Annotated in this window: 25 protein-coding genes; 9 read left to right on the top strand and 16 right to left on the bottom strand. The window is 32.2% G+C overall.

Annotated elements, in window-relative coordinates; translation table 11 throughout:
* The 3 genes from TD29_RS02325 to TD29_RS02315 form a co-directional block, all read left to right on the top strand.
* A partial coding sequence (locus tag TD29_RS02325; RefSeq protein WP_040278635.1) for a gliding motility-associated C-terminal domain-containing protein occupies positions 1 to 1,415 on the top strand: 1,415 nt, incomplete at its 5' end.
* Between the two features lie 12 nt (positions 1,416 to 1,427).
* Entirely contained in the window at positions 1,428 to 2,345 is a 918-nt protein-coding gene (locus tag TD29_RS02320) for a PorP/SprF family type IX secretion system membrane protein (protein WP_040278634.1), read from the top strand.
* A gap of 11 nt (positions 2,346 to 2,356) precedes the next feature.
* Positions 2,357 to 4,291 carry an OmpA family protein gene (locus TD29_RS02315; protein ID WP_040278633.1) on the top strand — a complete coding sequence of 645 codons (1,935 nt, stop codon included), beginning with the start codon at positions 2,357 to 2,359 and terminating at the stop codon, positions 4,289 to 4,291.
* A gap of 75 nt (positions 4,292 to 4,366) precedes the next feature.
* On the opposite strand, the gene TD29_RS02310 is transcribed toward TD29_RS02315, so the two are convergent.
* The 3 genes from TD29_RS02310 to pdxH all read right to left on the bottom strand — a co-directional run bounded on the left by TD29_RS02310 (position 4,367) and on the right by pdxH (position 6,572).
* Entirely contained in the window at positions 4,367 to 5,110 is a 744-nt protein-coding gene (locus tag TD29_RS02310; protein WP_040278632.1) for a hypothetical protein, read from the bottom strand.
* Between the two features lie 96 nt (positions 5,111 to 5,206).
* Complete coding sequence (locus tag TD29_RS02305; RefSeq protein ID WP_040278631.1) at positions 5,207 to 5,704, bottom strand: CAP domain-containing protein; 498 nt, start codon at positions 5,702 to 5,704, stop codon at positions 5,207 to 5,209.
* A 220-nt stretch (positions 5,705 to 5,924) separates the two neighbouring features.
* On the bottom strand, positions 5,925 to 6,572 hold the full coding sequence (gene pdxH, locus TD29_RS02300) for a pyridoxamine 5'-phosphate oxidase (RefSeq protein ID WP_040278629.1): 648 nt from the start codon (positions 6,570 to 6,572) through the stop codon (positions 5,925 to 5,927).
* Positions 6,573 to 6,655: 83 nt separating this feature from the next.
* Here pdxH and TD29_RS02295 point away from each other — a divergent pair, with 83 nt between their 5' ends.
* Positions 6,656 to 7,075, top strand: a complete 420-nt coding sequence (locus TD29_RS02295; RefSeq protein ID WP_040278628.1) for a hypothetical protein — start codon at positions 6,656 to 6,658, stop codon at positions 7,073 to 7,075.
* On the opposite strand, the gene TD29_RS02290 is transcribed toward TD29_RS02295, so the two are convergent.
* The 5 genes from TD29_RS02290 to rpsA form a co-directional block, all read right to left on the bottom strand.
* Positions 7,062 to 7,970 carry a ribonuclease Z gene (locus TD29_RS02290; RefSeq protein WP_040278627.1) on the bottom strand — a complete coding sequence of 303 codons (909 nt, stop codon included), beginning with the start codon at positions 7,968 to 7,970 and terminating at the stop codon, positions 7,062 to 7,064. The two genes, TD29_RS02295 and TD29_RS02290, sit on opposite strands and share 14 nt — an antisense overlap.
* A 78-nt stretch (positions 7,971 to 8,048) precedes the next feature.
* Positions 8,049 to 8,381, bottom strand: a complete 333-nt coding sequence (locus TD29_RS02285) for a hypothetical protein (protein ID WP_040278625.1) — start codon at positions 8,379 to 8,381, stop codon at positions 8,049 to 8,051.
* Positions 8,382 to 8,384: 3 nt separating this feature from the next.
* Positions 8,385 to 9,314, bottom strand: a complete 930-nt coding sequence (locus TD29_RS02280) for an aspartate carbamoyltransferase catalytic subunit (RefSeq protein ID WP_040278624.1) — start codon at positions 9,312 to 9,314, stop codon at positions 8,385 to 8,387.
* 64 nt (positions 9,315 to 9,378) lie between these two features.
* Positions 9,379 to 9,918 carry a bifunctional pyr operon transcriptional regulator/uracil phosphoribosyltransferase PyrR gene (gene pyrR / locus TD29_RS02275; RefSeq protein ID WP_040278622.1) on the bottom strand — a complete coding sequence of 180 codons (540 nt, stop codon included), beginning with the start codon at positions 9,916 to 9,918 and terminating at the stop codon, positions 9,379 to 9,381.
* A gap of 212 nt (positions 9,919 to 10,130) precedes the next feature.
* Positions 10,131 to 11,981, bottom strand: coding sequence for a 30S ribosomal protein S1 (rpsA, locus tag TD29_RS02270; protein WP_040278621.1), 1,851 nt, complete (start codon positions 11,979 to 11,981; stop codon positions 10,131 to 10,133).
* Between the two features lie 292 nt (positions 11,982 to 12,273).
* Between rpsA and TD29_RS02265 the strand changes: the two genes are divergently transcribed.
* Positions 12,274 to 12,651: a LysM peptidoglycan-binding domain-containing protein gene (locus tag TD29_RS02265; RefSeq protein WP_174435334.1), complete on the top strand. Its 378-nt coding sequence runs from the start codon at positions 12,274 to 12,276 to the stop codon at positions 12,649 to 12,651.
* A gap of 57 nt (positions 12,652 to 12,708) precedes the next feature.
* Here the strand turns inward: TD29_RS02265 and cmk are convergent, their stop codons facing one another.
* From cmk to lon, 4 genes are all read right to left on the bottom strand, one after another.
* Entirely contained in the window at positions 12,709 to 13,407 is a 699-nt protein-coding gene (gene cmk, locus TD29_RS02260) for a (d)CMP kinase (RefSeq protein ID WP_040278618.1), read from the bottom strand.
* A complete protein-coding gene (gene porQ / locus TD29_RS02255) occupies positions 13,407 to 14,426 on the bottom strand; it encodes a type IX secretion system protein PorQ (RefSeq protein ID WP_040278616.1) in 1,020 nt (339 codons plus the stop codon). Before porQ ends, cmk begins: the two co-directional genes overlap by 1 nt.
* A gap of 108 nt (positions 14,427 to 14,534) precedes the next feature.
* Positions 14,535 to 15,335: a LysM peptidoglycan-binding domain-containing protein gene (locus tag TD29_RS02250; RefSeq protein WP_040278615.1), complete on the bottom strand. Its 801-nt coding sequence runs from the start codon at positions 15,333 to 15,335 to the stop codon at positions 14,535 to 14,537.
* 180 nt (positions 15,336 to 15,515) lie between these two features.
* The gene (gene lon / locus TD29_RS02245) at positions 15,516 to 17,969 is read right to left on the bottom strand and encodes an endopeptidase La (RefSeq protein ID WP_040278613.1); all 2,454 of its coding nucleotides are present in this window, start codon (positions 17,967 to 17,969) and stop codon (positions 15,516 to 15,518) included.
* Between the two features lie 242 nt (positions 17,970 to 18,211).
* Here lon and TD29_RS02240 point away from each other — a divergent pair, with 242 nt between their 5' ends.
* From TD29_RS02240 to TD29_RS02225, 4 genes are read left to right on the top strand one after another with little or no spacing between them, the layout of a single operon-like run.
* A complete protein-coding gene (locus tag TD29_RS02240) occupies positions 18,212 to 18,772 on the top strand; it encodes an RNA polymerase sigma factor (RefSeq protein ID WP_040278612.1) in 561 nt (186 codons plus the stop codon).
* Between the two features lie 30 nt (positions 18,773 to 18,802).
* Positions 18,803 to 19,375 carry a hypothetical protein gene (locus tag TD29_RS02235; protein ID WP_040278611.1) on the top strand — a complete coding sequence of 191 codons (573 nt, stop codon included), beginning with the start codon at positions 18,803 to 18,805 and terminating at the stop codon, positions 19,373 to 19,375.
* On the top strand, positions 19,353 to 20,447 hold the full coding sequence (locus TD29_RS02230; protein ID WP_040278609.1) for a hypothetical protein: 1,095 nt from the start codon (positions 19,353 to 19,355) through the stop codon (positions 20,445 to 20,447). Before TD29_RS02235 ends, TD29_RS02230 begins: the two co-directional genes overlap by 23 nt.
* A 27-nt stretch (positions 20,448 to 20,474) precedes the next feature.
* Complete coding sequence (locus tag TD29_RS02225; protein WP_040278608.1) at positions 20,475 to 21,197, top strand: head GIN domain-containing protein; 723 nt, start codon at positions 20,475 to 20,477, stop codon at positions 21,195 to 21,197.
* 171 nt (positions 21,198 to 21,368) lie between these two features.
* Here TD29_RS02225 and TD29_RS02220 read toward each other — a convergent pair whose 3' ends face one another.
* The 4 genes from TD29_RS02220 to TD29_RS02205 form a co-directional block, all read right to left on the bottom strand.
* Complete coding sequence (locus TD29_RS02220; protein ID WP_152611445.1) at positions 21,369 to 22,295, bottom strand: hypothetical protein; 927 nt, start codon at positions 22,293 to 22,295, stop codon at positions 21,369 to 21,371.
* A gap of 136 nt (positions 22,296 to 22,431) precedes the next feature.
* Positions 22,432 to 23,802 (bottom strand): WD40/YVTN/BNR-like repeat-containing protein, encoded by a 1,371-nt coding sequence (locus TD29_RS02215; RefSeq protein WP_040278605.1) that lies wholly within the window; start codon positions 23,800 to 23,802, stop codon positions 22,432 to 22,434.
* 36 nt (positions 23,803 to 23,838) lie between these two features.
* Positions 23,839 to 25,131, bottom strand: coding sequence for an MFS transporter (locus TD29_RS02210; protein ID WP_040278603.1), 1,293 nt, complete (start codon positions 25,129 to 25,131; stop codon positions 23,839 to 23,841).
* 152 nt (positions 25,132 to 25,283) lie between these two features.
* On the bottom strand, positions 25,284 to 26,114 hold the full coding sequence (locus TD29_RS02205) for a M48 family metallopeptidase (RefSeq protein WP_052466947.1): 831 nt from the start codon (positions 26,112 to 26,114) through the stop codon (positions 25,284 to 25,286).
* Positions 26,115 to 26,136: the final 22 nt, after the last annotated feature.

Genomic DNA, 26,136 nt, shown 5'->3' with positions numbered 1-26,136 from the left:
CATCTATCATTTCAAGAACCTGGACACTAACTGACGACTGCGATAATACAACAACATTAGTTCAAACAATTACACTAGAAGATACAACGGCTCCAACATTTACAGTGCCTGCAGATGTAACTTTAGAATGTGATACCGATATTACCGATGTAACTCTAACTGGTGATGTAACCGATGAAGCTGATAATTGCACTACTGAACCACAAACTTCATTTGTTGATACTATGGTAGAAGGTAGTTGTGCAAATACTTATGTGATTACAAGAGTTTGGACGGTAACTGATGATTGTGAAAATGCAACAGCGTTAGTACAAACAATCACAATACAAGATAGTACTGCTCCAACATTTACGGTTCCTGCAGATGTATCAATAGAGTGTCATGAAGATATAACTGACATAAACTTAACAGGTGATGTAACCGATGAAGCTGATAATTGTTCTACAGGACTCCAAGCCACATTTGTTGATGAAACTATAAATGGTGATTGCCCAAACAATTCTACTATACTTAGAACATGGACATTAACAGATGACTGTGAAAATACAACAACATTTATTCAAACAATTACTATTCAAGATACTACAGTGCCAACATTAGTAGGTGACTTAGAAGAAGAAATCGACGTGCTATGTGGTGATATTCCTGAAGTACCAGAACTTGTTTTTGAAGATGCATGTTCTACTAATATAACTGTAGAATTTAACGAAACATCAACTAATGATGGTACTGCAATAGATTACATCATTATAAGAGATTGGTTTGTAACAGATGATTGTGGCAATGAATCTATTTTCACTCAAACTGTTAACGTAAGTATAGAAAATGCGCTTGAAGCTAATGACGCTGAATTATGTATTGGTGATGATTTTGATTTTGATTTATTTAGTTTACTCGATGGAGATTATGATCCAGATGGCGTATGGACTGTAAATAATGGAGACGTGTTAATTGATGGTAGCTATTTTAATCCAAGTACATTATTAGATGTAGACGGCCAATTTACAGAAGATCAATTAACAGATTATGAATTCACATATACGTATGGTGGCTATTGTCCTGGTGAAATTACCGTGACTATTACTCTTAATGATGAATGTGTTGTTTTCCCTTGTGGTGATGAAGATCTTGTTATTTCTAAAGCGGTAACAGCTAACTTTGATGGTGTTAATGAATTCTTTACGATAACTGGTACTGAAGACTGTGGTTTCACTTACGAGCTTCAAATCTTTAATCGTTGGGGAGCAAAAATATACGAGAATTTCAATTACCAAAATGATTGGAATGGTACGTCATCAAAAGCTTCCGTAGGAAATTCAAGCTTTGTGCCAACTGGTACTTATTACTATGTACTAAACATAAAGAATAGTGGATTAAAACCAAAAACAGGACCAATCTACGTGTCTACAAAATAAATCTTAACCTATATGAAATTAGTAAAGTTTAATATAATCGCATTTATACTGTTTAGTAGCTGGATGAGTGTTGCTCAGCAGCTTCCTCAGTTCACTCAGTACATGTACAACACGATTTCTATAAATCCGGCTTATGCAGGTAGTAGAGAAACATTGAGTGTTGTAGGTTTACATAGAAGTCAATGGGTAGGTCTTGAAGGAGGTCCACAAACTCAAACATTGTCAATCCATACACCTATGAGAAATGAAAGAGTTGGTTTAGGCTTTTCATTTATTAATGACGAGCTTGGATATCAAAACTTCTCTTATCTATATGGAGATTTTTCATATACCATCCCAACAGGTGAAAAAAGTAAAATTGCTTTTGGTTTAAAAGCCGGATTTACAAGTTATAGCTTAGATGCAGATTTTCAACAATCTCAATCTTTTGATCCGGTCATATTTGGGTTTGAAGATCGCTGGAAACCCAATATTGGAACTGGAGTGTATTGGCATAGTCAAAAATGGTATTTAGGTCTCTCTGCTCCACGACTTTTAAATACTGATTATACAGGAGATGCAGAGTTTCAGGCATTAGAAAGAATTAGCTACTATTTTACAGGAGGTTATGTATTAGATTTAAGTGAAAATACAAAATTCAAACCTGCTGCCCTTTTAAAAGCAACTAATGGTGCGCCTTTATCTTTTGATCTTACAGCAAACTTTTTATTCTATGAAAAATTTTGGGCTGGAGCTGCTTACAGAATGAATGAACGTGCAGCTGCTTTGGGCGCAATAGCCGATTTTCAAATATCAAAACAATTGCGAATTGGTTACGCCTACGAATATCCTATTTCAGACTTAAGAGCTTACACAAGTGGTACACACGAAATATTACTTATGTTTGAAATATTTAAAAGCAAACGTATTAAATCCCCTAGATACTTCTAAAAAACGAACAAATGAAAACAAAGTTTTTAATCTTAATATTTGCTCTAAGTAGCACCGTTTTGATAGCCCAAGAAAAACTTGCAGATAAGTTTTTTAGCAACTATGGTTATCTAAAAGCCACTGAACTCTACCAAGAAGTTCTAAAAAAAGGAGACACGAGTTTGCATGTACTTACCCGTTTAGGAGATTGCTATTATAACAATTCAAAATCTAAAGACGCCGCGTTTTGGTATGATAAAGCCTTAAAATATGATGAAAAGGAAATTAATCCTGAGTATATCTATAAACACATTCAATCTTTAAGAAGTTTAGGTGATTATAAGGCAGCTGATGCTTGGATGAAAACATTCATGGAAATTCAAAATAATGATTCTAGAATTGAAGGTTATAATCCTGAAAATATTGCTAAATATAATGAGTTAGCAAATTCTGAAAATAACAAATTAGTAAAAATCGAGAACCTACCCTTTAATACAAAATATGCCGATTTCGGATCTTATGTTCATAATGGTCAATTATATTTTGCTTCTTCTAGAAACGAGGATAAGAAAAAAGTGTACGGCTGGAATCAAGAACCTTTTTTAGATCTCTATCAATTAGAGGTTAATGAAGCATCTGATAGCATAACCTATGGTACTCCAAATTTTATTTCTGCAGAAAAAGTAAACTCCGATTTTCATGAAGCTTCAATAGCCATAACTAATGATGGACTTACTATGTATTTTACTAGAGATAATGTTGGAAAAGGTCATAAAAAAGTGAAATATGATAATGAAGGTACTACGCATCTTAAAATCTATAAAGCCACTTTAGTTGATTCGTTATGGACAAACATTACCGAGTTACCATTTAATGACGACGTATTTTCTACAGGTCATCCTGCGCTGAGCCCAGATAACAAGCAATTGTATTTTGTATCTGATCGTGAAGGTGGTAAAGGAAATACAGATATTTATGTTGTAAATATTAGAGGAGGTAACACCTACTCTGAACCTAGAAATTTAGGTGAAACAATTAATACCGAAGGTCGTGAAATGTTTCCGTTTATAGCAAAAGACAGCACGTTTTATTTCTCATCAGATGGTCATTTAAATTTAGGGTTATTAGATATCTTTAAATCTAAAATTTTAAAAGATATAGATTCAAAGGACGCACCAGAAAATCTCGGTGCACCATATAATAGTGGGTATGACGACTTTGCGTTTTTCAAGAACATTTCCGAAGAAAAAAATGATCACACAGGATATTTCTCATCCAATAGACCTGATGGAAAAGGTAGTGATGATATATATTCTTTTGATGCTTCTTTTTGTGAACAAACTATTAATGGCATTACCAGAAATCAAAACAATAATGACATTTTACCTGGTGTTACTGTTAAACTAATTAATGACGTTGGTAAAATTATTTCTGAAATTGTAACCAAAGAAGATGGTACCTATGAATTTAAAGTAGATTGTAATAAAAATTATACTGTTGTTGGAAGCAAAGAAGACTTTAAAGAAGATCAAAAGAAGGTGACTACAAATAACGAACATGAAAACGTAACTAAAGCTGATTTATACTTAGAACCTTTACTGCTTGAAAGTCAAATTGTTATCAATCCTATTTTCTTTGATTTTGATAAATCAAATATTAGAACCGATGCACAATATGAGCTTGAAAATATTGTAGATGTTATGAGAACTCACCCAACGATGGTGATTAAGATTGAATCACATACAGATAGTCGTGGTCGCGATAAATACAATGAAAAATTGTCTGACAGACGCGCAAAATCGACAAGAGCGTATATTATCTCTAGAGGAGTTGCTGCAAACCGTATTGAAAGCGCTATTGGTTATGGCGAATCACAATTGCTTAACAAATGTTCTAACCGTGTGAAATGCACCGAAAAAGAACATCAAGAAAATCGACGTTCATATTTTTATATTTTGGAAGAATAACAAAATTACGTGCCAACCTAAATTTGCTATAAAGCAGACTTGTTCATTCGAGTCTGCTTTTTTATTTACAATAATCTAATCGTTAAAAGCTCTATTATAAGCCTTGTTATTTGAGTCATCAATTATAAATACGCTTATGCTATACCAATCATCAATAAAATAATCGGTTACGTATAACTCTTCTGTATCCTTGTTTAATGCTTTATCTGGTCCTCCTTCTATTTGAATGATATAATTTCCGTTTTGCCTAAGATAGGCATAAGTAGACCCAATAATTAATGTTGAATATTTATCGGTTTTAAAAAATTTTTCAAAATATTCATCATCATTTTCATAGGTTCTCGTAAATTGGTAAGCAGGATGATTTCTAGGTATAGAATCGTGCTTTAAATAAAAATTAACAGCTTCATTAATCATTGATAATTGCTCATCTGTATCATGATCTACAAAGAAGTTAGCAAAACCCTCTCTTCCTTTTCCGTAGTAAATACTTTTATGAAAATCTTTGGTACGCAAATCTTTATAACTTAACGTGTTTAATGTAATTTCAAGTTCTTGTTTGACGTTATCTTTCTCTTTATAAATTAAACAAATACCAATAACTCTATCTCGTGTAGTTTCATTAAAAATTGAATCATTAAGTGAGGTTCCTTTTTTAAACAAGTTTACTGCAAATCTTTGAAACTCTGTTGCTAAAGTACTATCGCTATTGATGAGTAATTTATCAAGGTATTTGTCATCAATATCTTTTTTAATAGTTGATTGTGCAAAAGCAAAAGAGGTAACTAAAAAAAAGGGGATGATGTAGACATATTTCACAATTAAAGGTATTTAAGTTTATAAAAAAAGCCACAATTAGTATCACTAACTGTGGCTTAAAAATAACGATTTGCTATTAATCAATTTTTATTCATTTTATCTTTTTATAAAGATGTTTGTAAAATACCATTTACCTTCTTCATTTTGTTCTGCGGAAATATCAAAATCTGTATAATCGCCTTCTATATTATTTCTATGTCCTTCACTATTTAACCAAGCATTAACTACCGATTGAGCTGAACTATACGCGTATGCTACGTTTTCAGATACTTGAGTTGCGCTAGTGTTATCAATTAAACTGTTTTTACGTTGAAAAAAATTATCATGAGATACATTATTAACTTCAACCATATAATCTGTATGCGTAAATGCTACAGATTTAATTGTACCATGATTGTTTAAAGGTGTTAAACCTTCATTAATTCTATGTCTATTTATAAGCTCTAAAATTTCAATCTCAATAGTTTTTGCAGCAGGTGCTACTGGTAAATCCATACTATCAATTGTTTCACTTGGAAATTCTTCAGAAGAACATGACGAAAACGATAACATCGTAAATACAGCCAATAAAGGCAAGAATCTTGAAATTCTCATAACGTAGGTTAATTAGGTATTTAGATTTGGGGTCTAAATTGGTTTGTTAATAAAATTGATTAGTTAGACTTGGGGATATCTATATAATCATTGATTTCATCGACAATATACACCGTTTTTCAAATAAATCAAGTTTAAACGTGTTATTATTCGCTGAAATGCATTTTACTTACAGTTATTTCCTACAATTTATGCATTTGGTCGATAACTTTAAATCGGCTCATGGCGATAAACGATCTAAGTTCCAATTAAAATCACTATCTAATTGAAAACGTAGTCGATCATGCAATCGATTTGGTCTACCTTGCCAAAATTCTAGTTCAATAGGTTTAACGATAAAACCTCCCCAAAACTCAGGACGTTCAATCTCTTGACCTTCCAATTTATGTTCTAAACTGTTAAGTTTTTCTTCAAGCACTGTACGATTTTTAATCACCTCACTTTGATTAGAAACTAAAGCGCCAAGTTGACTGCCTCTAGGTCTAGATTCAAAATAACCATCACTTAAATTTTGAGCAATCTTTTCTGCTTTGCCTTTAATTATAATTTGGCGCTCTGCAGCTGGCCAAAAAAAGGAAATACATACGTTAGGGTTACTTGTTATAGCTTTACCCTTTTCACTATCATAATTGGTATAAAAAATAAAACCTTCAAAAGTAAATTTCTTTAAAAGCACTACTCTACTCTTTGGAAAACCATCTAGACCTATAGTACTTAACGTCATAGCATTGGTCTCTCCCACATTGTAATTCTCATCGACCTCATGAAACCATTGTTGAAATAACTCCATTGGATTATCACTTACGTTGGTTTCTAGTAGTTCTTGTTTTTCGTAAGATTTTCTATAATTGCCTAAGTCTGTATTCATTAGAAAATAGTATTGAGATTAATTTGCCTTTTGTTTTAAAGGTCTATATAATTACCCTAAATTTAAAAAATAATCCCTATTTAATGACATTTGAAAACAGTAAATACGCTAAGCTCTTAGATTATAAAAAAGTTGTATTTCCTTTCGGAAAAATCTATATCACAAATCATTTTGCTATTTCAGAGCTTAATGAAGGTATACATGTAAATTATGAAATTGCAGGAGAGCTTGTTTCTCAATTTTCTGAAGAAATAAAAAACAATAAGAAGATTGGATATATTGCAAATCGTGTTAATTCGTATTCATTTGATCCACAATTATGGGCAGAATTTAATAAAGATTACGACTTTGTGGTAGCATCTGCAATAGTCTCTTATACAAATTTTAGTTATTTGAACTCTAGTATAGAAAAGCATTTTTTTAACAAGAGTTTGAAACGATGCAGAAGCCTAGATGAAGCTATTAAGTGGATGAAAGGTTTAAAAGAATTTAATCAAAATTAAATTGCTTGCCATCTCTTGATAATTTTACATTAGGAAAAACGCTTTTAGCTTCTGTTTTAAATACTGATATATTATCATATCTCGTTGAATAGTGACCTAATATTAAGGTGCCAACATTTGCTTTTTTTGCAATAGTTGCAGCCTGCTTTGCCGTTGAATGTTTGGTTGGCATCGCTAAAGCTGCGTTTTTTTCTATAAATGTAGATTCGTGATACAAAACATCAACCTCTTTAATTATAGGTATGATAGACTCATCATAAACAGTGTCACTACAAAACGCATAACTTTTTGAAGGTTTAGGGTCTTTGGTAACTAAAGCATTTTCTATCATGTTACCATCATTATCGGGAACATTTGCACCTTGTTTTAGTTTACGGTAATAAGCGACATCAATGTCTGCATTTAAAACAGCATTCATATCTAATTTACGGTCACCAGGTTTTTCTTTAAATAGAAAGCCGTTGGTATATACTCGATGATTTAATGGGATGGTGTAGACTTCAACTTTATCATCTTCATATATTAATTCTGAAGTTTTAGATGTCAATTCATGAAAAATCAGTTGATAATTAGTCCAAGAATCGGATAATTTCATTTGCATTGTAATGACTTCTTTTAAACCTTTTGGAGCATAAACATGTAAGTCTGCTTCTCGTGTAAGCAAATTAAATGTTGAAATTAAGCCAGCCAAACCAAAACAATGGTCACCATGTAAATGCGATATAAAAATATGCTTTACTCTACTAAATTTTATTTTATTTCTTCGTAGTTCAACTTGTGTACCTTCTCCACAGTCAATTAAAAACGTATGGTTTTTAATCTCTAGAATTTGAGCTGTAGGATTTGTATGTACTTGAGGAGTTGCGCTGTAACAGCCTAGTATAGTTAATTTCATATGATAATAAGTCGCCCAGTCTTTTTAAAAAGAATCGTAACAATTTAACGACTTACAACGTTACAATCTTATTTTATTTTAGAATCCTAAATCACGCTCCATCACTTCCATCTCAATAACATCATTGGCTTCTTTCATTGATGGCACAACAATGATTTCGTCTGGCATTTCATCAAAACTTGCATTATTTGCAACGATAACAAATGAGTGTTTTGCTTTACGATGTTTGTTTGATAATTGTAAAAACTCGATGACATCTGACAATTTAACAACATCTAATTTTGTAATATTTACAATGATATTATTATTTTTAAAACGATCATATAGAATGTCAATTTTTTTAACAAGCTCTATAATAGATGCTTTTTCTTGTGTTATAATGGTCGTATTTTCGTCTTGATCTATAATCATGATTTAGTGTTTTATTTTGGAAGCTAATAAATAAATGACTGCCATTCTCACTGCGACACCATTTTGAACTTGATCTAAAATGATAGCTTGGTCAGAATCTGCAACATCACTCGTAATTTCAACTCCGCGATTTATTGGTCCTGGATGCATTATTGTTATATTTTTATCCAGTGAATTTAAAAGTGCTTTAGTCACTCCATATTGTTGTGTATATTCTCTAGTTGATGGAAAATAACTAATATCCATTCGTTCGTTTTGTACGCGTAACATATTGGCAACATCACACCAGTTTAAAGCTTTTCTTAAATTGGTTTCTACTTGTACTCCTAAGTCTTTGATATACTTAGGGAGTAAGGTTTTTGGTCCACAAACCATGACATTTGCACCTTGTAATTTTAAAGCATAAATATTTGAGAGTGCTACTCTACTATGTAAAATATCTCCAACTATAACAACATTTTTACCATTTACATCACCTAACCGTTCTCGTATAGAATAACTATCAAGTAGTGCTTGCGTTGGATGCTCGTGTGCTCCATCTCCTGCATTTATAATACTTGCGTTAACATGTTTTGATAAAAACACGCCTGCTCCAGGGTTAGGATGACGCATAACTACCATATCTACTTTCATAGATAGAATGTTATTTACAGTATCAATTAAAGTTTCTCCTTTTTTAACAGATGATTGAGATGCTGAAAAATTAATAACATCTGCTGAGAGTCGTTTTTCTGCAAGTTCAAAAGATAATTTTGTTCTTGTAGAGTTTTCAAAAAACAAATTAGCAATTGTTATATCTCTAAGCGAAGGCACTTTTTTAATGGGTCTATTGATCACTTCTTTAAAATGATCTGCAGTTTCAAAAATTAATTGAATATCCTGTTCATTAAGATATTTAATACCTAGTAAGTGATTGACACTTAGTTCGCTCATTTTTTTCGTATTCAGATTGCAATAATCCAACTTTTGTTGGCTCTACAATTTTAATTATTCAATATTAACTATTTACTAAATAAACTGCATCTTCGCCTTCGTTCTCCATCCAGTTTACCTTTACTTTTTCTTCATTTATAGCATCTACTTGACGTCCTCTATAATTAGGTTGTATTGGTAGATGTCTACTAAAACGTCGGTCTATTAAAGTGAGTAATTCTATTTCATTAGGTCTTCCAAATGATTGAATAGCTGTTAAAGCAGCTCTAATACTACGACCTGTATACAATACATCATCAATAAAAACAATGTTTTTATTTTCTACAATAAAATCAATATCTGTTGTATTAGCTTCTAATATTTTTTCTCCTCTTCTAAAATCATCTCTATAAAAAGTAATGTCTAAATGACCTAATTGTATGTTTTTGATTTTATAGTGGGTTCTTAACATTTCGGCTAAACGATTTGCAAGAAATTTTCCTCTAGGCTGTAAACCTATAAGGACAGTATTAGTGAAATCATTATGATTTTCAATGAGTTGACATGCCAATCTATGAAGAATGATGTTTATAGTTTTAGCATTAAGTAACACTTTTTGACTCATGTGGTTTCCAAACGTATTTGGTAAACAAAGTTAAGGTAAAATTTTTGTATTGCAATATTTTTATCGTGTAAAGGCATAATGCAAAACAGCATGTTTTATGAGTTTGGTTTTAGATTGCCTACCTTATAATAAATGTAATTATAGAGATCTATGGCATAAAAAAAGCCTATCATAAATGATAGGCTCTTTTTGATATTAAAAATATTCAGGTTTTATTTTTTCCCGTCCATTTTATCTTTTAGCGCTTGTAAAGCGTCGTTAGCGTCACCTAAAGTTGGTTTTGCTTCTGCTGCTTGAGCTTCTTGCTTCTTCACTGCTGCTTTTACATTTGCTATTTCTTCTTCTCTAAAGATTGCTGTATGAGAAGCGACTACACGTTTAAATTCTTTATTGAATTCAATAATTTTAAACTCTGCAGATTCACCTTTCTTAAGCTTGCTACCATCTTCTTTTTCTAAATGACGTTGTGGTACAAATGCCACGATGTCTTCGTTAAAGTCAATAGTTGCTCCTTTATCAACGATTTCTCCAATTTCAGCAGTATGTACTGATCCTAAAACGAATTCAGTTTCATACTTATCCCATGGGTTATCTGTTGTTTGTTTATGACCTAAAGATAATTTACGTCCATCAACATCTAGTTCAAGAACTACAACTTCTAAAGTATCACCTACGTTAGTAAATTCACTTGGGTGCTTGATTTTCTTAGTCCAAGATAAATCTGAGATATAAATTAACCCATCAATTCCTTCTTCTAATTCTACAAATACTCCAAAGTTTGTAAAGTTACGTACAATACCTGAATGCTTAGAACCTACAGGATATTTAGATGTAATATCTGTCCATGGATCTGGCGTTAATTGCTTAATACCAAGAGACATTTTACGATCTTCTCTATCTAATGTTAAGATAACTGCATCTATTTCATCACCAACTTTTACAAAATCGTTAGCAGAACGTAAATGTGTTGACCAAGACATTTCACTTACGTGAACTAATCCTTCTACACCTTCTTCTACTTCTACGAATGCACCGTAATCTGCAATAACAACAACCTTACCTTTTACTTTATCTCCAATTTTTACATCTTCACCTAAAGCTTCCCAAGGATGCTTGCTTAATTGCTTAAGACCTAATTGGATTCTAGACTTATCTTCATCAAAGTCTAAGATTACCACGTTTAATTTTTGGTCTAATTCTACGATTTCATTAGGATGATTAATTCTAGACCAAGATAAATCTGTGATATGAACTAATCCATCAACACCACCAAGATCAATAAACACACCGTAAGACGTAATGTTTTTAACGATACCTTCTAATACTTGACCTTTTTCTAATTGGCTAATGATTTCTTTTTTCTGTTCCTCAATATCAGCTTCAATAAGTGCTTTATGAGATACAACAATGTTTTTGAATTCGTGGTTGATTTTCACAACTTTAAATTCCATTGTTTTATTTACATACTGATCGTAATCTCTAATAGGCTTAACATCAATTTGAGAACCTGGTAAGAAAGCTTCAATACCAAATACGTCAACGATCATACCACCTTTAGTTCTGCATTTTACAAAACCATTTACGATTTCTCCAGTGTCATGTGCATTGTTTACACGATCCCATGCTTTGATAACACGAGCTTTTCTGTGAGATAATACTAATTGTCCAGTTGCATCTTCACGAACATCAATTAATACTTCTACTTTATCTCCAACTTTTAAATCTGGATTGTAACGAAACTCGTTAAGAGAAATTACACCTTCAGACTTTGCGTTAATATCAATAATCGCATCACGATCAGAGATATGAATAACTGTACCTTCTACTACTTCGTCATCTAAAGTGTCAACGAAATTTTCTGATACTAATTTTTCGAACTCTTCTAACTGCTTTTCATCAACAGGATCAATTCCTTCTTCGTAATTGTGCCAATTGAAATCTGCTAAAAATTGTTCTGGATTTACTTTCTCCTCTTTTGGAGTTTCAACAGTTGTAGTTTCTGTTGCTGTTACTGCTGCTTCAGTAGATTCTACTTCGGCTTTTGTTGTTTCTTTTTCAGACATGTGCTGAATTAAAATTTGTATTCTGTATGTTTTGAAAGATTTAAGCGATAACACACAGAAGCGTTATTGTTGTTTTTGTTTATTCCTTTTGTCTTTCTATAGTTCGCCAAAAAGGAGTGCAAAAATAATCATTATTTATTATAAAAACAAAATAATTAACCAATTGTCTAATCTATTGAATTTCAGAATATAAAAATGTTAAAAAATCATTGTTTGACGTTTTAATTCTTGGCACATAATTTGGTATATTTACAATAGTTATAACACTTAAATAAAAAAAACAAACATTATTATGGTAAAAGCAAAATATCAAGAGGTATTAGATTTAGGTCAAACATTAGACATACAAGATGGTGATGTAAAAATCGAAGACGGTAAATTAAAAATGTGGGGAACTGCAAAAACACAATACGAAAAAGATTTATTATGGGATGCTATTAAAAAAATAGGAGGCGATAGTCCTCAAGATATTATGGCAGATATTAAAGTAGCAGACACTTCAATTTATACAAGACATACTGTGAAAAGCGGTGAGACTTTAGGTAAAATAGCTAAACATTATTATGGAGACGCTTCAAAATATCAAAAAATATTTGCAGCTAATACTGATATATTAAAGAATCCAGATGTAATTCATCCAGATCAAGAATTAATTATCCCAAACGCATAGTTCTAAAATAACTTAGAAATTAAAAACAACCGTTCAACCTAACACTGAACGGTTTTTTTATGCATTTATTTCTTTAATTTTTTCTTCGGAAAGTTTAAAAACAAACTCAAATTGTTCTTCTAAATTCATACTAGAATTATCAACCTTTATGGCATCATTTGCCATAGTTAAAGGAGAATCTTCTCTTGTAGAATCTATATGGTCTCTTGTTTGAACATTCTTTAAAACATCTTCATAACTTACATCATCTCCACGCTCTAACAATTCGTCATAACGACGTTGTGCTCGTTTTTCTGCAGAAGCCGTCATAAACAATTTCAACTCTGCATCTGGAAAAACCACGGTTCCAATATCACGACCATCCATGACAACACCTTTATCTTTTCCAAAATTTTGTTGCTGTTTTACTAACTGCTCTCTAACTTCTGAAACGGTAGCAATAGGGCTCACAAAACTAGAAACCTCTAAAGACCTAATTTCTTTCTCAACATTTTCACCATTAAGATAGACTTCAGCAAAGCCTTTTTCTGCATTAAATTTAAAACTAATTTTAATTTGATCTAGATGAGAAATGAGGCGTTCTTCATCAAAACATTCTGTATCAATAAAACCATTTTGCATAGCATACAACGTGACAGCACGATACATTGCTCCAGAGTCTACATATACATAACCTAAGGCTTTAGCTAATTGCTTAGCAACTGTACTTTTTCCTGTAGATGAAAAACCGTCTATGGCAATTGTAATATTTTGCATTATCTCAAATCTATTTGAATTCCGAAGAAATTAGCATTACTCGCTCCTGTATATCGTGCATGAGTGAAATTAAATCTCATTTTATTAAGTTTAATTCCTACACCAAAGGATAAACCAGAGAAATTGCGTTGTTCTTCAATACGTAATTCTTCTGCTCTTCTAAAATTATATCCTAATCTAATATTAAAACCTTTATCTGGAAACAACTCTGCTCCTATTATTGTATGTCTTAAAACTTCATTTAAAAATCCAACTTCCTCTTGAGTTTGATTACCATCTAAATCTGTTGTAGCTCGTGCTGGATTAGAAAACCCAAGTGGCCAAGCTTGCAAATTTTCAAAAGTTAAATGCCATCGTAAAGGCATATTTTCTAAGGTTTGTGATAATCCTAATGACACTTCTAAAGGTAGTTTTTCTTGTAAACCTGCATAAGTCACTATTTGAGTACCTAAATTTCTTACAACTAATGCAGCGTGAAAATCTAAACGTTCATTAATATACATGGCTCCAAGATCTGTAGCAATACCAATAGAATTATACTGTTCTAATTTTGATGTGATTAATTTCAAATTGGCACCTAAATAAAAATCACTAAACGGTATTTGATATGCATAACCAGCAGATAGTGCTGCTTCATTTCCTGTAAATGTTCCTGTAGATACGCCATTGAGATCGTAACCATCAAAACTTCCGTAGTTAATATAAGTCATCCCAATATGCAGCGTTTGCACATGTCTATCCCAAGTGTAAGCGTATGCAGCTGTACCATAACTAATTCCGCCCAAATAACTAGAATAGTTGAGGGCCAATTGGTTATCCATTTCAGCATTTATTGACGCAGGATTAAATAAGCCACTTGTAACATCATAATCATAATTGGTAATCGTTTTACCTCCAAGTGCTGCTTGACGTGGCGATGATATAAGGTTCAAAAATTGGTATGTGGACTCACCACCTACTTGCGCAAAAGTAAAAGCCGTTATAAACAGGCAAATAAACGTGGTAATTTTCTTTAGCATATAAGTGTGCAAAGTAAATAAAAATTAATTCAAACTAAAACAAATATTTTGTTGAACTCAGGTTTAAAACGAATGTATATCTGATTTATTTTTTGAAAAGAAAAAATTCTACTTTAATTGAAGTGTTTGCCCCACTATTATGAGATTACTTTTTAAATTATTTAAAGATTTTATAGCAGCTACAGTTGTATGGTTTCTTTTAGCAATATTATATAAAGTATCACCTTTAGATACCACCCAATTATTTGAAGTCTGTACATTATAATTTGAATCAAAATTCTTGATTCGTAATATTTGACCTGTCTTAATTAAGGTTGTTTGTAAGTTATTTGCTTTTTTAAGATCGCCTAAAGTTGTATGATAACGTTTTGATATAGCGTATAATGTTTCTCCTTTTAGTACTTCATGAAAATCTGAGGTATTACCGTTATAGTTTGTCGAGTTTTCAACCTCATAAACCCTAGACGTTGCTGTTTCTTTGACTTCGAGTCGTTTACTTTCAGGCCATTTATCTGATTCTAAAGTTGCAGTAGAATTAGGAGTTATGACTACATTTTTTGATGTTTCCAATTCATCTGTAGACACTATTGTATGTTTAGCTTTATAATAATTGGCTAAAGTATCTGGTCTATTTGTATGAGTTGCTTTTGTAGAATCAATTTTATTAGCCGTAGATGACCTCGTTATTAAATTAGTATTAATAACTGAATTAGGCATTGATAATACTTCAACTTGCTCACCTTGAATTGTTTTAAGTTCTACCAAGTTAACAACTCCTGTTATTACATTTAATTTAGCTGGCTTGCCATCTAAAACCACATCTTTATGGGTTTTATTTTGAGCAACAGCTCCAAACGTTGAAGCTGCCGTCAAAATAATAGTAATAATAAATTTATAATTTGCTTGCATATAGCACTTATTACTTAGTTAATACGTTTGAATACACTGTTTAATGTTTGAAATTTAACAAAATAAATTCAAAAACAGCTAGATATAAATATGTAATAGCTTAGGCCAACACCAAGATTTTATTTTGATACATAAAAAAGTGTTTACTATTAAATACCAACGTATTAATAAGGTTAGCGACTATAATGTTTTAGCATTTTTTACTTTTTGATTTGTTAATGCAAGTTTTAAAACATCACTCATGTCTTTTACGTAATGAAATGTTAAACCTTTTAAGTATTCTGGCTTAATTTCATCAATATCACGCTTATTATCTTCACAAAGTAAAATTTCTTTAATTCGTGCACGCTTAGCCGCTAAGATCTTTTCTTTTATTCCTCCAACTGGCAACACTTTACCTCTTAACGTAATCTCACCCGTCATTGCTAGACTCTTTTTAACTTTACGTTGTGTAAATAAAGATACTAACGACGTTAGCATTGTCACACCAGCACTTGGTCCATCTTTTGGAGTAGCACCTTCTGGCACGTGAATATGCACATTGTATTTTGAAATAACTTCTGGGTCTATACCAAATTCTTCTGCGTTTGCTTTAATATATTCCATAGCAATTGTTGCAGATTCTTTCATGACCTTACCAAGGTTACCCGTAATTGTAAGATTCCCTTTTCCTTTAGATAATATAGACTCTATAAATAAAATATCGCCTCCTACTCTAGTCCAAGCTAATCCAGTAACAACACCAGCAACATCATTGTTTTCATACTTATCACGCTCTAATTTTGGTGGACCTAAAACTTCAATAACATCGTCATTAGTTACTTTAAGATTATAGTCTTCTTCCATGGCTATGTTTTTAGCTGCATGACGAACCAATTTGGCTATTTGTTTTTCTAGCCCACGAACACCAGATTCTCTTGTATAGCCTTCAACTACTTTTTCTAATTGCGGCTTAGCTACTTTGAGATGCTTATTTGATAATCCATGTTCTTTTAGCTGCTTAGGCAATAAATGTTGCTTACCAATTTCAACTTTTTCTTCAATCGTATAACCCGTTACATTAATGATTTCCATACGATCTAATAATGCTGGCTGAATGGTATTTAAACTATTAGAAGTTGCAATAAACATAACTTTAGATAGGTCATATCCCATTTCTAAAAAGTTATCATGAAACTCACTATTTTGTTCAGGGTCTAAAACCTCTAACAATGCTGACGACGGATCTCCTTGGTGAGAATTAGACAATTTATCAATTTCATCTAATACAAACACAGGATTAGATGTTCCTGCCTTTTTTAGACTTTGAATGATTCGTCCTGGCATGGCACCAATGTAGGTTTTTCGATGTCCGCGAATTTCTGCTTCATCTCTTAAGCCTCCAAGTGACATACGTACATATTCTCTTCCTAAAGCCTCAGCAATTGATTTTCCTAAAGACGTTTTACCAACACCTGGAGGTCCATATAAACATAAAATTGGTGATTTCATATCATTTCGCAATTTTAAAACTGCGAGATATTCTATGATTCTTTTCTTAACATCATCTAAACCATAGTGATCTCGATCTAGAATTTTCATAGCGCGTTTTAAATCAAACTTGTCTTTTGAAAACTCATTCCATGGCAACTCTAAAAACAAATCTAAATAGTTACGCTGAATTGAATACTCAGCCACTTGCGGATTCATACGACGCATTTTTGCTAATTCCTTATCAAAGTGCTCAGCGACTTTATCGTCCCATTTTTTCTTTTTAGCGCGTGTACGCATCTCTTCAATCTCCTCACCAGATGAAACACCACCACCCAATTCTTCTTGGATGGTTTTCATTTGTTGATGCAAGAAATACTCACGTTGTTGTTGGTTCATATCACTTTGAACCTTTGATTGAATATCGTTTTTTAGTTCTAATTTTTGAACTTCGGTATTCATATATTTTAAGGTTGCTAATGCACGCTCTTTTAAATCATTGATTTCTAATAATTGTTGTTTTTCCTTTACGGAAAGGTTCATATTAGAAGATACAAAGTTCACTAAAAACGAATTGCTCTCTATGTTTTTGATAGCAAATGAAGCTTCTGAAGGAATGTTCGGACTATCCTTAATAATTTGCAAAGACAAATCTTTAATAGAATCTATAATAGCCGAAAACTCTTTATTATCTATTGCAGGTTTAGCCTCTTGTACATCTTTTATTGTGGCTGTCATGTAGGGATCTTCGGCCACTACTTCTTGTATTTCAAAACGCTTTTTACCTTGAATAATAACTGTTGTATTACCATCTGGCATTTTTAGTACTTTTAAAATACGAGCTACTGTACCTGTTTTAAATATATCATTTGCTCCAGGATCTTCAACCGTTTCATCTTTTTGAGATACAACACCAATAACTTTGCTTCCTTTGTTAGCATCATTAATTAGTTTTATAGATTTATCGCGTCCTGCTGTAATAGGAATTACTACACCTGGAAACAAGACTGTATTTCTCAATGATAAAATTGGTAATGTTTCTGGTAGAACTTCGTTATTTATTTGTTCTTCATCTTCAGGAGTCATTAAAGGGATTAATTCTGAGTTTTCATCAAAATCCTGAAATGACAAACTGTCAAGCTTTAAAAATTTAGACTTCGCCATATTATTTTTTTAGTCATTCTGTCATTAAAAGGACAGAATTCATGATTTATATTAATTACAATAATTGCGGTTAACTCTATAAATCAAGTGTTTACTAAGTGTTCGCAATTATATACCTTTATCTAATTTCAATAGTTATGCCATTGTATGAATATTCATATTTCCGAAGTGATAAAAAATATTTTTAGTAAAAGTGTAACAAAGCATCTTTACTCGCATCTCTATAATAAAGCATTTGTTTTTTGACACTAACCAACCAAAATATAGAGCAATTATTGCACCTATGTAAATCTGGAAACCAACATGCGCAAATGGAGGTTTATAATAGATATTACAAAGCGATGTACAATACATCCTTTAGAATTGTGAAAGACAGTTTTGAGGCTGAGGACATCATGCAGGATTCATTTTTAACAGCGTTCACAAAGTTGGATAGTCTTAAAGAGATTAAAACTTTTGGTTCATGGCTAAAACGAATTGTGATTAATAATAGTATTTATCATTATAAGAAAAATAATAAATACCAGGATGTTGCTCTAGATGATGTTCTTTATAAGGTGGAAGAAGATTCTGGTATTCCAGAAGACTATGAATTAAAATCCCTGAAAGCTAATCAAGTTCTGGAGACCATGAAAAAGCTTAAAGATAATTATCAAACTTGCTTAACGCTTCATTTAATTGAAGGTTTTGATTATGATGAAATTTGTGAGATTATGGATATTTCGGCAGCAAATTGCAGAACCATGATTTCAAGAGCAAAAGATAGCTTACGAAAAAAATTAGAACCATTGGTTCAATATTAAAATAAGTCGGAAGACTATAAAAAGGATAAAATGAAAGAAAAAGATTCAATTAAAAAACTATTCGGCAGTCTAAAAGGAGACTTTGATGTTGACATGCCAAATAAAGGTCATGAGAATAGGTTTTTAGAAAAGTTAAAACAGCAAAATAACCCTGTTGTAGATCTTACGTCTAAAAAATCTAATTACTGGAAACCATTTTTAGCAGTTGCAGCATCTATAATACTTTGTTTTGGAGTTTTTACTGTGATGCAACAGCAACAAAATAATGAACTTATGGATTTGGCGAGTGTATCTCCAGAGTTATCTCAAACGCAATCCTTTTTTACTACTGCTATTGCACAAGAAGTTGCCTCTTTGGAAGCTTTACGCTCTCCAGAAACAGAAGACATGGTTAATGATGCTATGAAAGAACTGAAGATTTTAGAGCAAGAATATCAAACACTTAAAGTGGATTTGAGTGAAAGCGGTAATGATAAACGTGTTATATACGCTATGATTGCCAACTTTCAAAACAGAATAGATGTATTACAAACTGTTTTAGAACACATTGAAGAAGTTAAAAATTTTAAACTAAACCAAAATGAAAACAACATTACTATATAAGTTATTAATCGTATTTATTTTAGTGCCAACACTAACATTTTCTACTACACATGAAAAGTTTAATGGTAAACACACTAAAAATAAAACATTAAAAAAAGAATTTAATGTAAGTGATAATGCAACCTTAAAAATAGATAATAGCTACGGTAACATAAATATCACAACATACGAAGGATCTAAAATCACTTTTGAAATTAAAATAAAAACCAATGGTAACGATATTGATGAAGTAACCAATAAACTTAATGATATTGATGTTGAGTTTTCGAGCTCTAACAGTATGGTATCTGCAAAGACGCTATTTAGTAAAAGTAAATCTAAATCTTGGTGGAATTGGGGAAAAAACAATAGCGTAAATATGGAAATCAATTACATTATTAAAATGCCTATAACAAATAATGTAGACCTAAATAATGACTACGGAAATATTGATTTAGACAAATTGGAAGGTCGTGCTATAATTAATTGTGACTACGGAAAAATTACAACTAAGGAACTCATGGCAGATAATAATGATATTTCGTTTGACTACACTAACAACTCTTACTTTGAGTATATAAATGGTGCAGACATTGATGCCGATTATAGTGGTTATACCGTTGGAAAAGCTAAAAACTTATCAATTAATGCAGATTACACCAAATCTGAAATTGAAATAGCAGAAAACATAACCTACAATTGTGACTATGGTTCATTAAAAGTGAATAATGCTAATAATGTCGTAGGCAATGGCGATTATTTGACAGTACGCTTAGGAAATATTTATAAAAACATAAATATTAAAGCTGACTACGGATCTATAAAAATTGACAATATGACGGCCAGTGCAAACAATATTGAAATAGAATCAGATTATAATGGTATCACAATTGGATATGAACCTGCTTACAAATTTAGATTTGATATTGATTTAGAATACGCTTCGTTACGTGATGCAGATCACTTTCAATTTACTAAGAAACGTGTAGAATCAGCCGATAAATATTACCAAGGATATCATGGTGATGCCAACAGCTCGAACCTCATCAACATTAAATCAGAATATGGAAGTGTCACATTTAAAAGAAATTAAAATTAAAGATTAAAAAACTATTATATCATGAAAAAATCAATCGTATTAATTGCAGCATTATTAAGTTTTACATTTTCTCAAGCACAATGGGGCGGAAAGAAAATAAAAGGTAATGGCAATATCACAACAATAACAAGAACTACATTAGATTATGATGCTGTGTATTGCTCAGGAAGTTTTGATTATATTTTAGTATCAGGAACTGAAGGTAAAATTACAATAGAAGGAGAGTCTAATCTTGTTGAACATATTATTACTGAGGTAAAAAATGGAAAATTAATTATTAAAACTGAAAAAGGAAAAAACTTAAATACTAGTAATAATAAAACAATAAAAGTTACCATCCCGTATAAAGATATAAATGCTGTTTCACTTTCTGGATCTGGAGATTTATGGAATGAAGGTCAAATCAACTCATCAAGTTTTGAAGCATCACTATCTGGATCTGGAGATGTAATATTAAATATTCAATCAAATAACGCAACAGGAAATATAACAGGTTCTGGAGATTTAACTCTAAAAGGATCAACTCAAAATTTAACGGCCAAAGTCACTGGTTCTGGAGATTTTCATGGGTTTAATCTTAAAGCAGTAAACACAGATGTTTCTGTAACGGGTTCTGGAGATGCAAAAGTGGTTTGCAACGGAAACTTTAAAGCTAGAGTAACAGGTTCTGGAGATATTGAGTATAGAGGAAACCCAACTAATGAAGATTCTAAAGTTTCAGGTTCTGGGAGTATAGAAAATTAAAATTTACTTTTATTGTTAAACTTTAGCCGCAATCTGTTCTTCAGATTGTGGCTTTTATATCATTTCTAACCACAAAACAATTATACTAAAAACATTTTTGCATTTTATAACAAAACAAAAAAGCCATTAACAGATTGTTAATGGCTTTTTACATTTCCGAAGAAAAAAATATTATTGCTTCGTATACACAAACGTTAAATCTTGAGTTGTTGTGGCTGTAAAATCTGAGCTAAAGGCCAAAAATCCTTCTGGAACAAATATTGACAACTCATTTCCATTTAAGGTTAAATCGGTTGTATCAGTACCATCGCTTGTAGATACTATATTTCCATTTTGAGTCCATGTAAAATTAGTGTTTTCGTCTTCAAATTCACATTCTATAGTATAAGAGAACTCATCGGTAGTACCAACTACAATATCAAATATGAATGAAGCGAATGAGGTACTCATTGTAACTCCAGTTCCATCTGTATTAAAAACAATAGTTTCGTTTTCATAACAATCCATTTCATCTAAAAAGTTAATACTTTCTACACCATCTCCATCTAAATCAATTGGCTCTGTACCATTCCAAGCTGTTAACAACCATGTTCCAGTAACGTCTGCTGGCTCTTCATTATCTATAGTACAATCACCTAAGTCATCAATTGTTAATTGTATACTACCATCTTCATCACCACATTGTGCTATTTGATTTTGTAACGTTGCTCTATATGCATTACATAAAGTTGAGTAGTCATCATTAGTTGCATTGTTAAAAGCTGCTTGTGCTGATGCTACTGCCGTTGTTGCATCTTCGCAATTATTTGCTAATATTACAGAACAATCACCTAATGCATTAAGGGCTAATTGCAAACTCCCATCAGGATCTCCACAAGCGGTAATTTGCGCTTGTAAGGCACTACGATATGCTAAACATAATTGTTCGTAATTATCATCATTAACTGACAAGAAGTTTAAGGCTGCTTGTGCTGTATTAGCAATAGCTGCTTCACATGATACTCCTCCAGTTACAAAATCACCTTCTAATGGTTCGTCTTCACATGACACGAAAGTTAAAACTGCTGTACACATTAATAGTGTAAATAACTTTTTCATAATAAATTTAAATTGGGTTTCTACAAACATACTAATTATTAGTTATAAGTAGAGATTGCACATAAAATAAAACCTCCATTTGGAATAAAATAGAGGTTTAATTGGATTCGTTAGATTTAATAATGAACGATATAAGTTAAAAAATAATGTTATCACACTTCATAATCGTTTGACCATCTCCTATAATTATAGCGCTAGTTGGAGACAGTAATCGTACGTCGTAAACATTTACTGTATTCCCAATATCTTGTGAGCTCCAAGAAGCTCCACCATCATTGGTATAATACACTCTACCAATTGCACCAACTACGATACCATGATTCTCATCATAAAAATGTATGCCTTGAAAATAACCATTAGACCCTGTAGTTAATGACTCCCAAGTAAAACCTCCATCTGTAGTTTTAGCCACAGCTCCTGAGCTACCTGCTGCATAACCTATAGACGCTGAAGGGAAAGTCATTTCGGTATAAGAACCACCATCAAAATTACTCACTTCTGCCCAAGAAATACCACCATTGTCTGATAGTAAAATTCTACCATCTTCTTGTAAAATTGCGAGTAAAACACCATCTGTGGTTACATAAACATCTGTTACTAATCCTGTTTCACCTGTTATGCTAATATCATCTAGAAGACCTACCGAATTATAGTATTTCCAAATAATACCACCAGTGCCAACAAAATAAGCGTAATCATTAGTATTATCTACAGCAACTCCCCATAATGAATTTGAATTTATAGGTGTTATATCTGTCCATGATTGTCCACCATCTGTGGTATATCTCATAGATTGACCAGAAATTCCTGCTGACCAACCATTATTTTCACTTGAGAAACTAAAATCACGAATACCATTGTATCCTGAAACAGACTCCCAAGTATTACCACCATCTGTTGTTGCTTTCATTGACAAGCTTCCACCACCAACAAAACCTTCAAGAGAATTTTTAAAATGAATCGCATCTAATTTTGAAGTCGTAGATGTAGGATCACCTTGAATTAACTCCCAAATACTCGCTTGAGTTTCTAATACACAATCTCCCAACCCATCAATAATTGATTGAATACTACCATCTTCATCTCCACATTGTACGATTTGATTTTCTAAAGTTGTTTTATAAACGTTACATAAATTTAAATAATCTTCATCGTTAGCATTCTCGTAAGCCGATTGTGCTGACATGACTGCCAAAGTTGCATCCTCACAATTATCTACTCCTGTAATGGTACAGTCTCCTAAAGCATTTAGAGCTAATTGCAAACTCCCATCAGGATCTCCACAAGCTGTAATTTGTGCTTGTAAAGCGGTACTATAAGCTGAGCATAATTGTGTGTAATTGTCGTCATTAACTCCTAAGAAATTTAAGGCTGCTTGAGCTGTATTTGCAATGGCAACTTCACATGTAGTTCCTCCTGTTTCAAAATCACCTTCTAAGGGTTCGTCTTCACAAGACACAAAGGTTAAGGCTACTGTAAATAGTAATAAAGTAATTATCTTTTTCATAATGAATTGATATTGGGTTTCTACAAACATACTAATTTAATTGTTTTCCTTAGGGACCCTGAATAATAAAACGATACCCATTAAAAAGAAGACAAATAGAAACAATATACCATAACGCATAGACCAATATTCAGATACAATTGCAAAAATGAGCATCCCGATTACAATACCAATTTTTTCGGCAACATCGTAAAAGCTAAAATAAGATGTGGTATCTTCAGTTTCTGGAAGAAATTTTGAATACGTTGAGCGTCCTAAAGACTGTACTCCTCCCATTACTAAACCAACTAATCCTGCTGCAATATAAAACTGTAATGGAGACTTCATAAAAAACGCGTAAAAACATAAGCACATCCAAATGAAATTGATGACTATTAGAGTTTTAATATTTCCGAATTTATAAGATGCTTTAGACGTCAAATAAGCGCCTAAAATTGCAATTAATTGGATGAGTAAAATACTACCTATTAAACCTGTTGTTTTTTCGGTATCTGAAGTCCAATTGATTTCTTTTTCACCAAAATAAGTAGCAATTAGCATGATAGTTTGTACAGCCATACTAAAAACAAAAAATGCATAGAGATACCGTTTTAGTCTTAAATTTTGTTTCAATTGCAGCCAAACCAATTTCAATTCTTTAAAGCCATTGAACAATATGGCTTTGGTTACTTTATGGCCAGGAGAGGTTCCGTTTGGCAACACATAAAATGTATATTGACTAAATAATGCCCACCAAACACCTACAGTGATAAATGAATATTTCATCATTTCTATGGCACCTTCTTTAGTATCTTGACTCATCACCATAGCTAAATTGGCTATTAACAGTAAAACACTACCAACATAACCTAAAGAAAAACCTTTAGCGCTAATACTGTCTTGTTGCTCTGGATGCGCAATATCTGGCAAATAAGAATTATAAAACACTAAACTTCCCCAATACCCTATTAAACCCATAAAGTAAAAGAGTAAACTTAGATGTATATAATTTCTATCAAAGAAATACAATCCTATACACCCAACAGAACCAACATAACAAAAGAACTTCATGAAGTTTTTTTTGTTACCAACATAATCGGCTATACCTGATAAAATTGGAGACAGAATCGCTACCACCAAAAATGTAAAAGCTGTGACTATAGTGATTAAAGTTTCTTGTTTCATTTCGTATCCAAAGGCTGAAACTAATTCAACTTTAGATATAAATAATGAGGCATAAAATAAAGGAAATATGGATGACGCAATGGTTAGTGTATAAACCGAGTTTGCCCAATCATAAAATGCCCAAGCATTCAACAGTTTTTTACTTCCTTTTTCAAGTTGATTCATATATAGAAGTTATCAATTCACTTTTACCTCAGTTAAAGAGATTTTAATTATTATTGAGGTTATTGAATATCATTTATTTACAACGATTTCAATAAAAAAAGCTGTCCATTATTGGACAGCTTCTAAATTACTATAAATTTTAATCTTTACAATTAAAAGTTACCTAAAGGTCTAAATGAATCGACACCAAATTTTTTGGCTTCAGCTTCTGCTTTAGGAGCCCATTGCGTTAGGTTATCTATTCGTGTATCGTTAGATGGATGCGTACTTAAAAATTCTGGAGGTGACTCTCCTCCACTATTTGCTTTCATACGTTTCCAGAGCTCTGCAGCTTCTGAAGGATTATAACCTGCAATTGCCATAAGATATAATCCAATCTCGTCAGATTGTGTTTCATGACTTCTACTAAATGGCAACATCACACCTACTTGACTACCTACACCATACGCTTGATTAAATAAGTTACGAGATTGCTCATCTTTAATTGCAACATTTCCTGCAACTGCACCTATTTGCTGTAACATACTTGCACTCATTCGTTGTTGACCGTGGTTTGCTAAAGCGTGTGCTACTTCATGTCCCATAATTGCGGCAATTCCTGTTTCATTTTGAGCAATTGGTAAGATTCCTGTATAAAAAACAATTTTTCCTCCTGGCATACACCAAGCATTAACTGTGTTGTCATTTACGAGATTGTATTCCCATTTATAATCATCTAAATAGCCTTGATGACCATTTGCGTTTAACCAACGCTCTGCTGCTACCGCAATTCGCTGTCCTACTCGCGTAATCATTTCTGCATCTGATGTTCCTGTAACCACATTATTTTCGGTTAAGAACTGATCATATTGAGCAAATGATGTAGGAAATAATTCAGAATTAGAAACTAATGCCAAAGTTTTATTTCCAGTAAAAGGGTTTGTAGTACAAGAAAGAAATAATGCTATGACTCCTGCTGCTACTATATTATTTTTAATATTCATAATCAATGATTTTTTGTGTTAG

Source organism: Psychroserpens damuponensis, from assembly GCF_000826655.1.
Lineage (GTDB): Bacteria > Bacteroidota > Bacteroidia > Flavobacteriales > Flavobacteriaceae > Psychroserpens > Psychroserpens damuponensis.
The sequence above is the reverse complement of the archived record's forward strand: the minus strand, read 5'-3'. Positions and strand labels throughout refer to the sequence as shown.

Coding starts and splice junctions, on each gene's coding strand:
- lon (WP_040278613.1), bottom strand. CDS start 17,969: ATGGCGAAGTCTAAATTTTTAAAGCTTGACAGTTTGTCATTTCAGGAT.
- TD29_RS02290 (WP_040278627.1), bottom strand. CDS start 7,970: ATGAAATTAACTATACTAGGCTGTTACAGCGCAACTCCTCAAGTACAT.
- TD29_RS02235 (WP_040278611.1), top strand. CDS start 18,803: ATGAAAGAAAAAGATTCAATTAAAAAACTATTCGGCAGTCTAAAAGGA.
- TD29_RS02315 (WP_040278633.1), top strand. CDS start 2,357: ATGAAAACAAAGTTTTTAATCTTAATATTTGCTCTAAGTAGCACCGTT.
- TD29_RS02230 (WP_040278609.1), top strand. CDS start 19,353: ATGAAAACAACATTACTATATAAGTTATTAATCGTATTTATTTTAGTG.
- pdxH (WP_040278629.1), bottom strand. CDS start 6,572: ATGAATACAGACTTAGGCAATTATAGAAAATCTTACGAAAAACAAGAA.
- TD29_RS02295 (WP_040278628.1), top strand. CDS start 6,656: ATGACATTTGAAAACAGTAAATACGCTAAGCTCTTAGATTATAAAAAA.
- TD29_RS02265 (WP_174435334.1), top strand. CDS start 12,274: ATGGTAAAAGCAAAATATCAAGAGGTATTAGATTTAGGTCAAACATTA.
- porQ (WP_040278616.1), bottom strand. CDS start 14,426: ATGCTAAAGAAAATTACCACGTTTATTTGCCTGTTTATAACGGCTTTT.
- TD29_RS02225 (WP_040278608.1), top strand. CDS start 20,475: ATGAAAAAATCAATCGTATTAATTGCAGCATTATTAAGTTTTACATTT.
- TD29_RS02320 (WP_040278634.1), top strand. CDS start 1,428: ATGAAATTAGTAAAGTTTAATATAATCGCATTTATACTGTTTAGTAGC.
- TD29_RS02210 (WP_040278603.1), bottom strand. CDS start 25,131: ATGAATCAACTTGAAAAAGGAAGTAAAAAACTGTTGAATGCTTGGGCA.
- TD29_RS02205 (WP_052466947.1), bottom strand. CDS start 26,114: ATGAATATTAAAAATAATATAGTAGCAGCAGGAGTCATAGCATTATTT.
- TD29_RS02280 (WP_040278624.1), bottom strand. CDS start 9,314: ATGAGCGAACTAAGTGTCAATCACTTACTAGGTATTAAATATCTTAAT.
- TD29_RS02305 (WP_040278631.1), bottom strand. CDS start 5,704: ATGAGAATTTCAAGATTCTTGCCTTTATTGGCTGTATTTACGATGTTA.
- cmk (WP_040278618.1), bottom strand. CDS start 13,407: ATGCAAAATATTACAATTGCCATAGACGGTTTTTCATCTACAGGAAAA.
- TD29_RS02215 (WP_040278605.1), bottom strand. CDS start 23,802: ATGAAAAAGATAATTACTTTATTACTATTTACAGTAGCCTTAACCTTT.
- pyrR (WP_040278622.1), bottom strand. CDS start 9,918: ATGAGTCAAAAAGTGTTACTTAATGCTAAAACTATAAACATCATTCTT.
- rpsA (WP_040278621.1), bottom strand. CDS start 11,981: ATGTCTGAAAAAGAAACAACAAAAGCCGAAGTAGAATCTACTGAAGCA.
- TD29_RS02285 (WP_040278625.1), bottom strand. CDS start 8,381: ATGATTATAGATCAAGACGAAAATACGACCATTATAACACAAGAAAAA.
- TD29_RS02250 (WP_040278615.1), bottom strand. CDS start 15,335: ATGCAAGCAAATTATAAATTTATTATTACTATTATTTTGACGGCAGCT.
- TD29_RS02220 (WP_152611445.1), bottom strand. CDS start 22,295: ATGAAAAAGTTATTTACACTATTAATGTGTACAGCAGTTTTAACTTTC.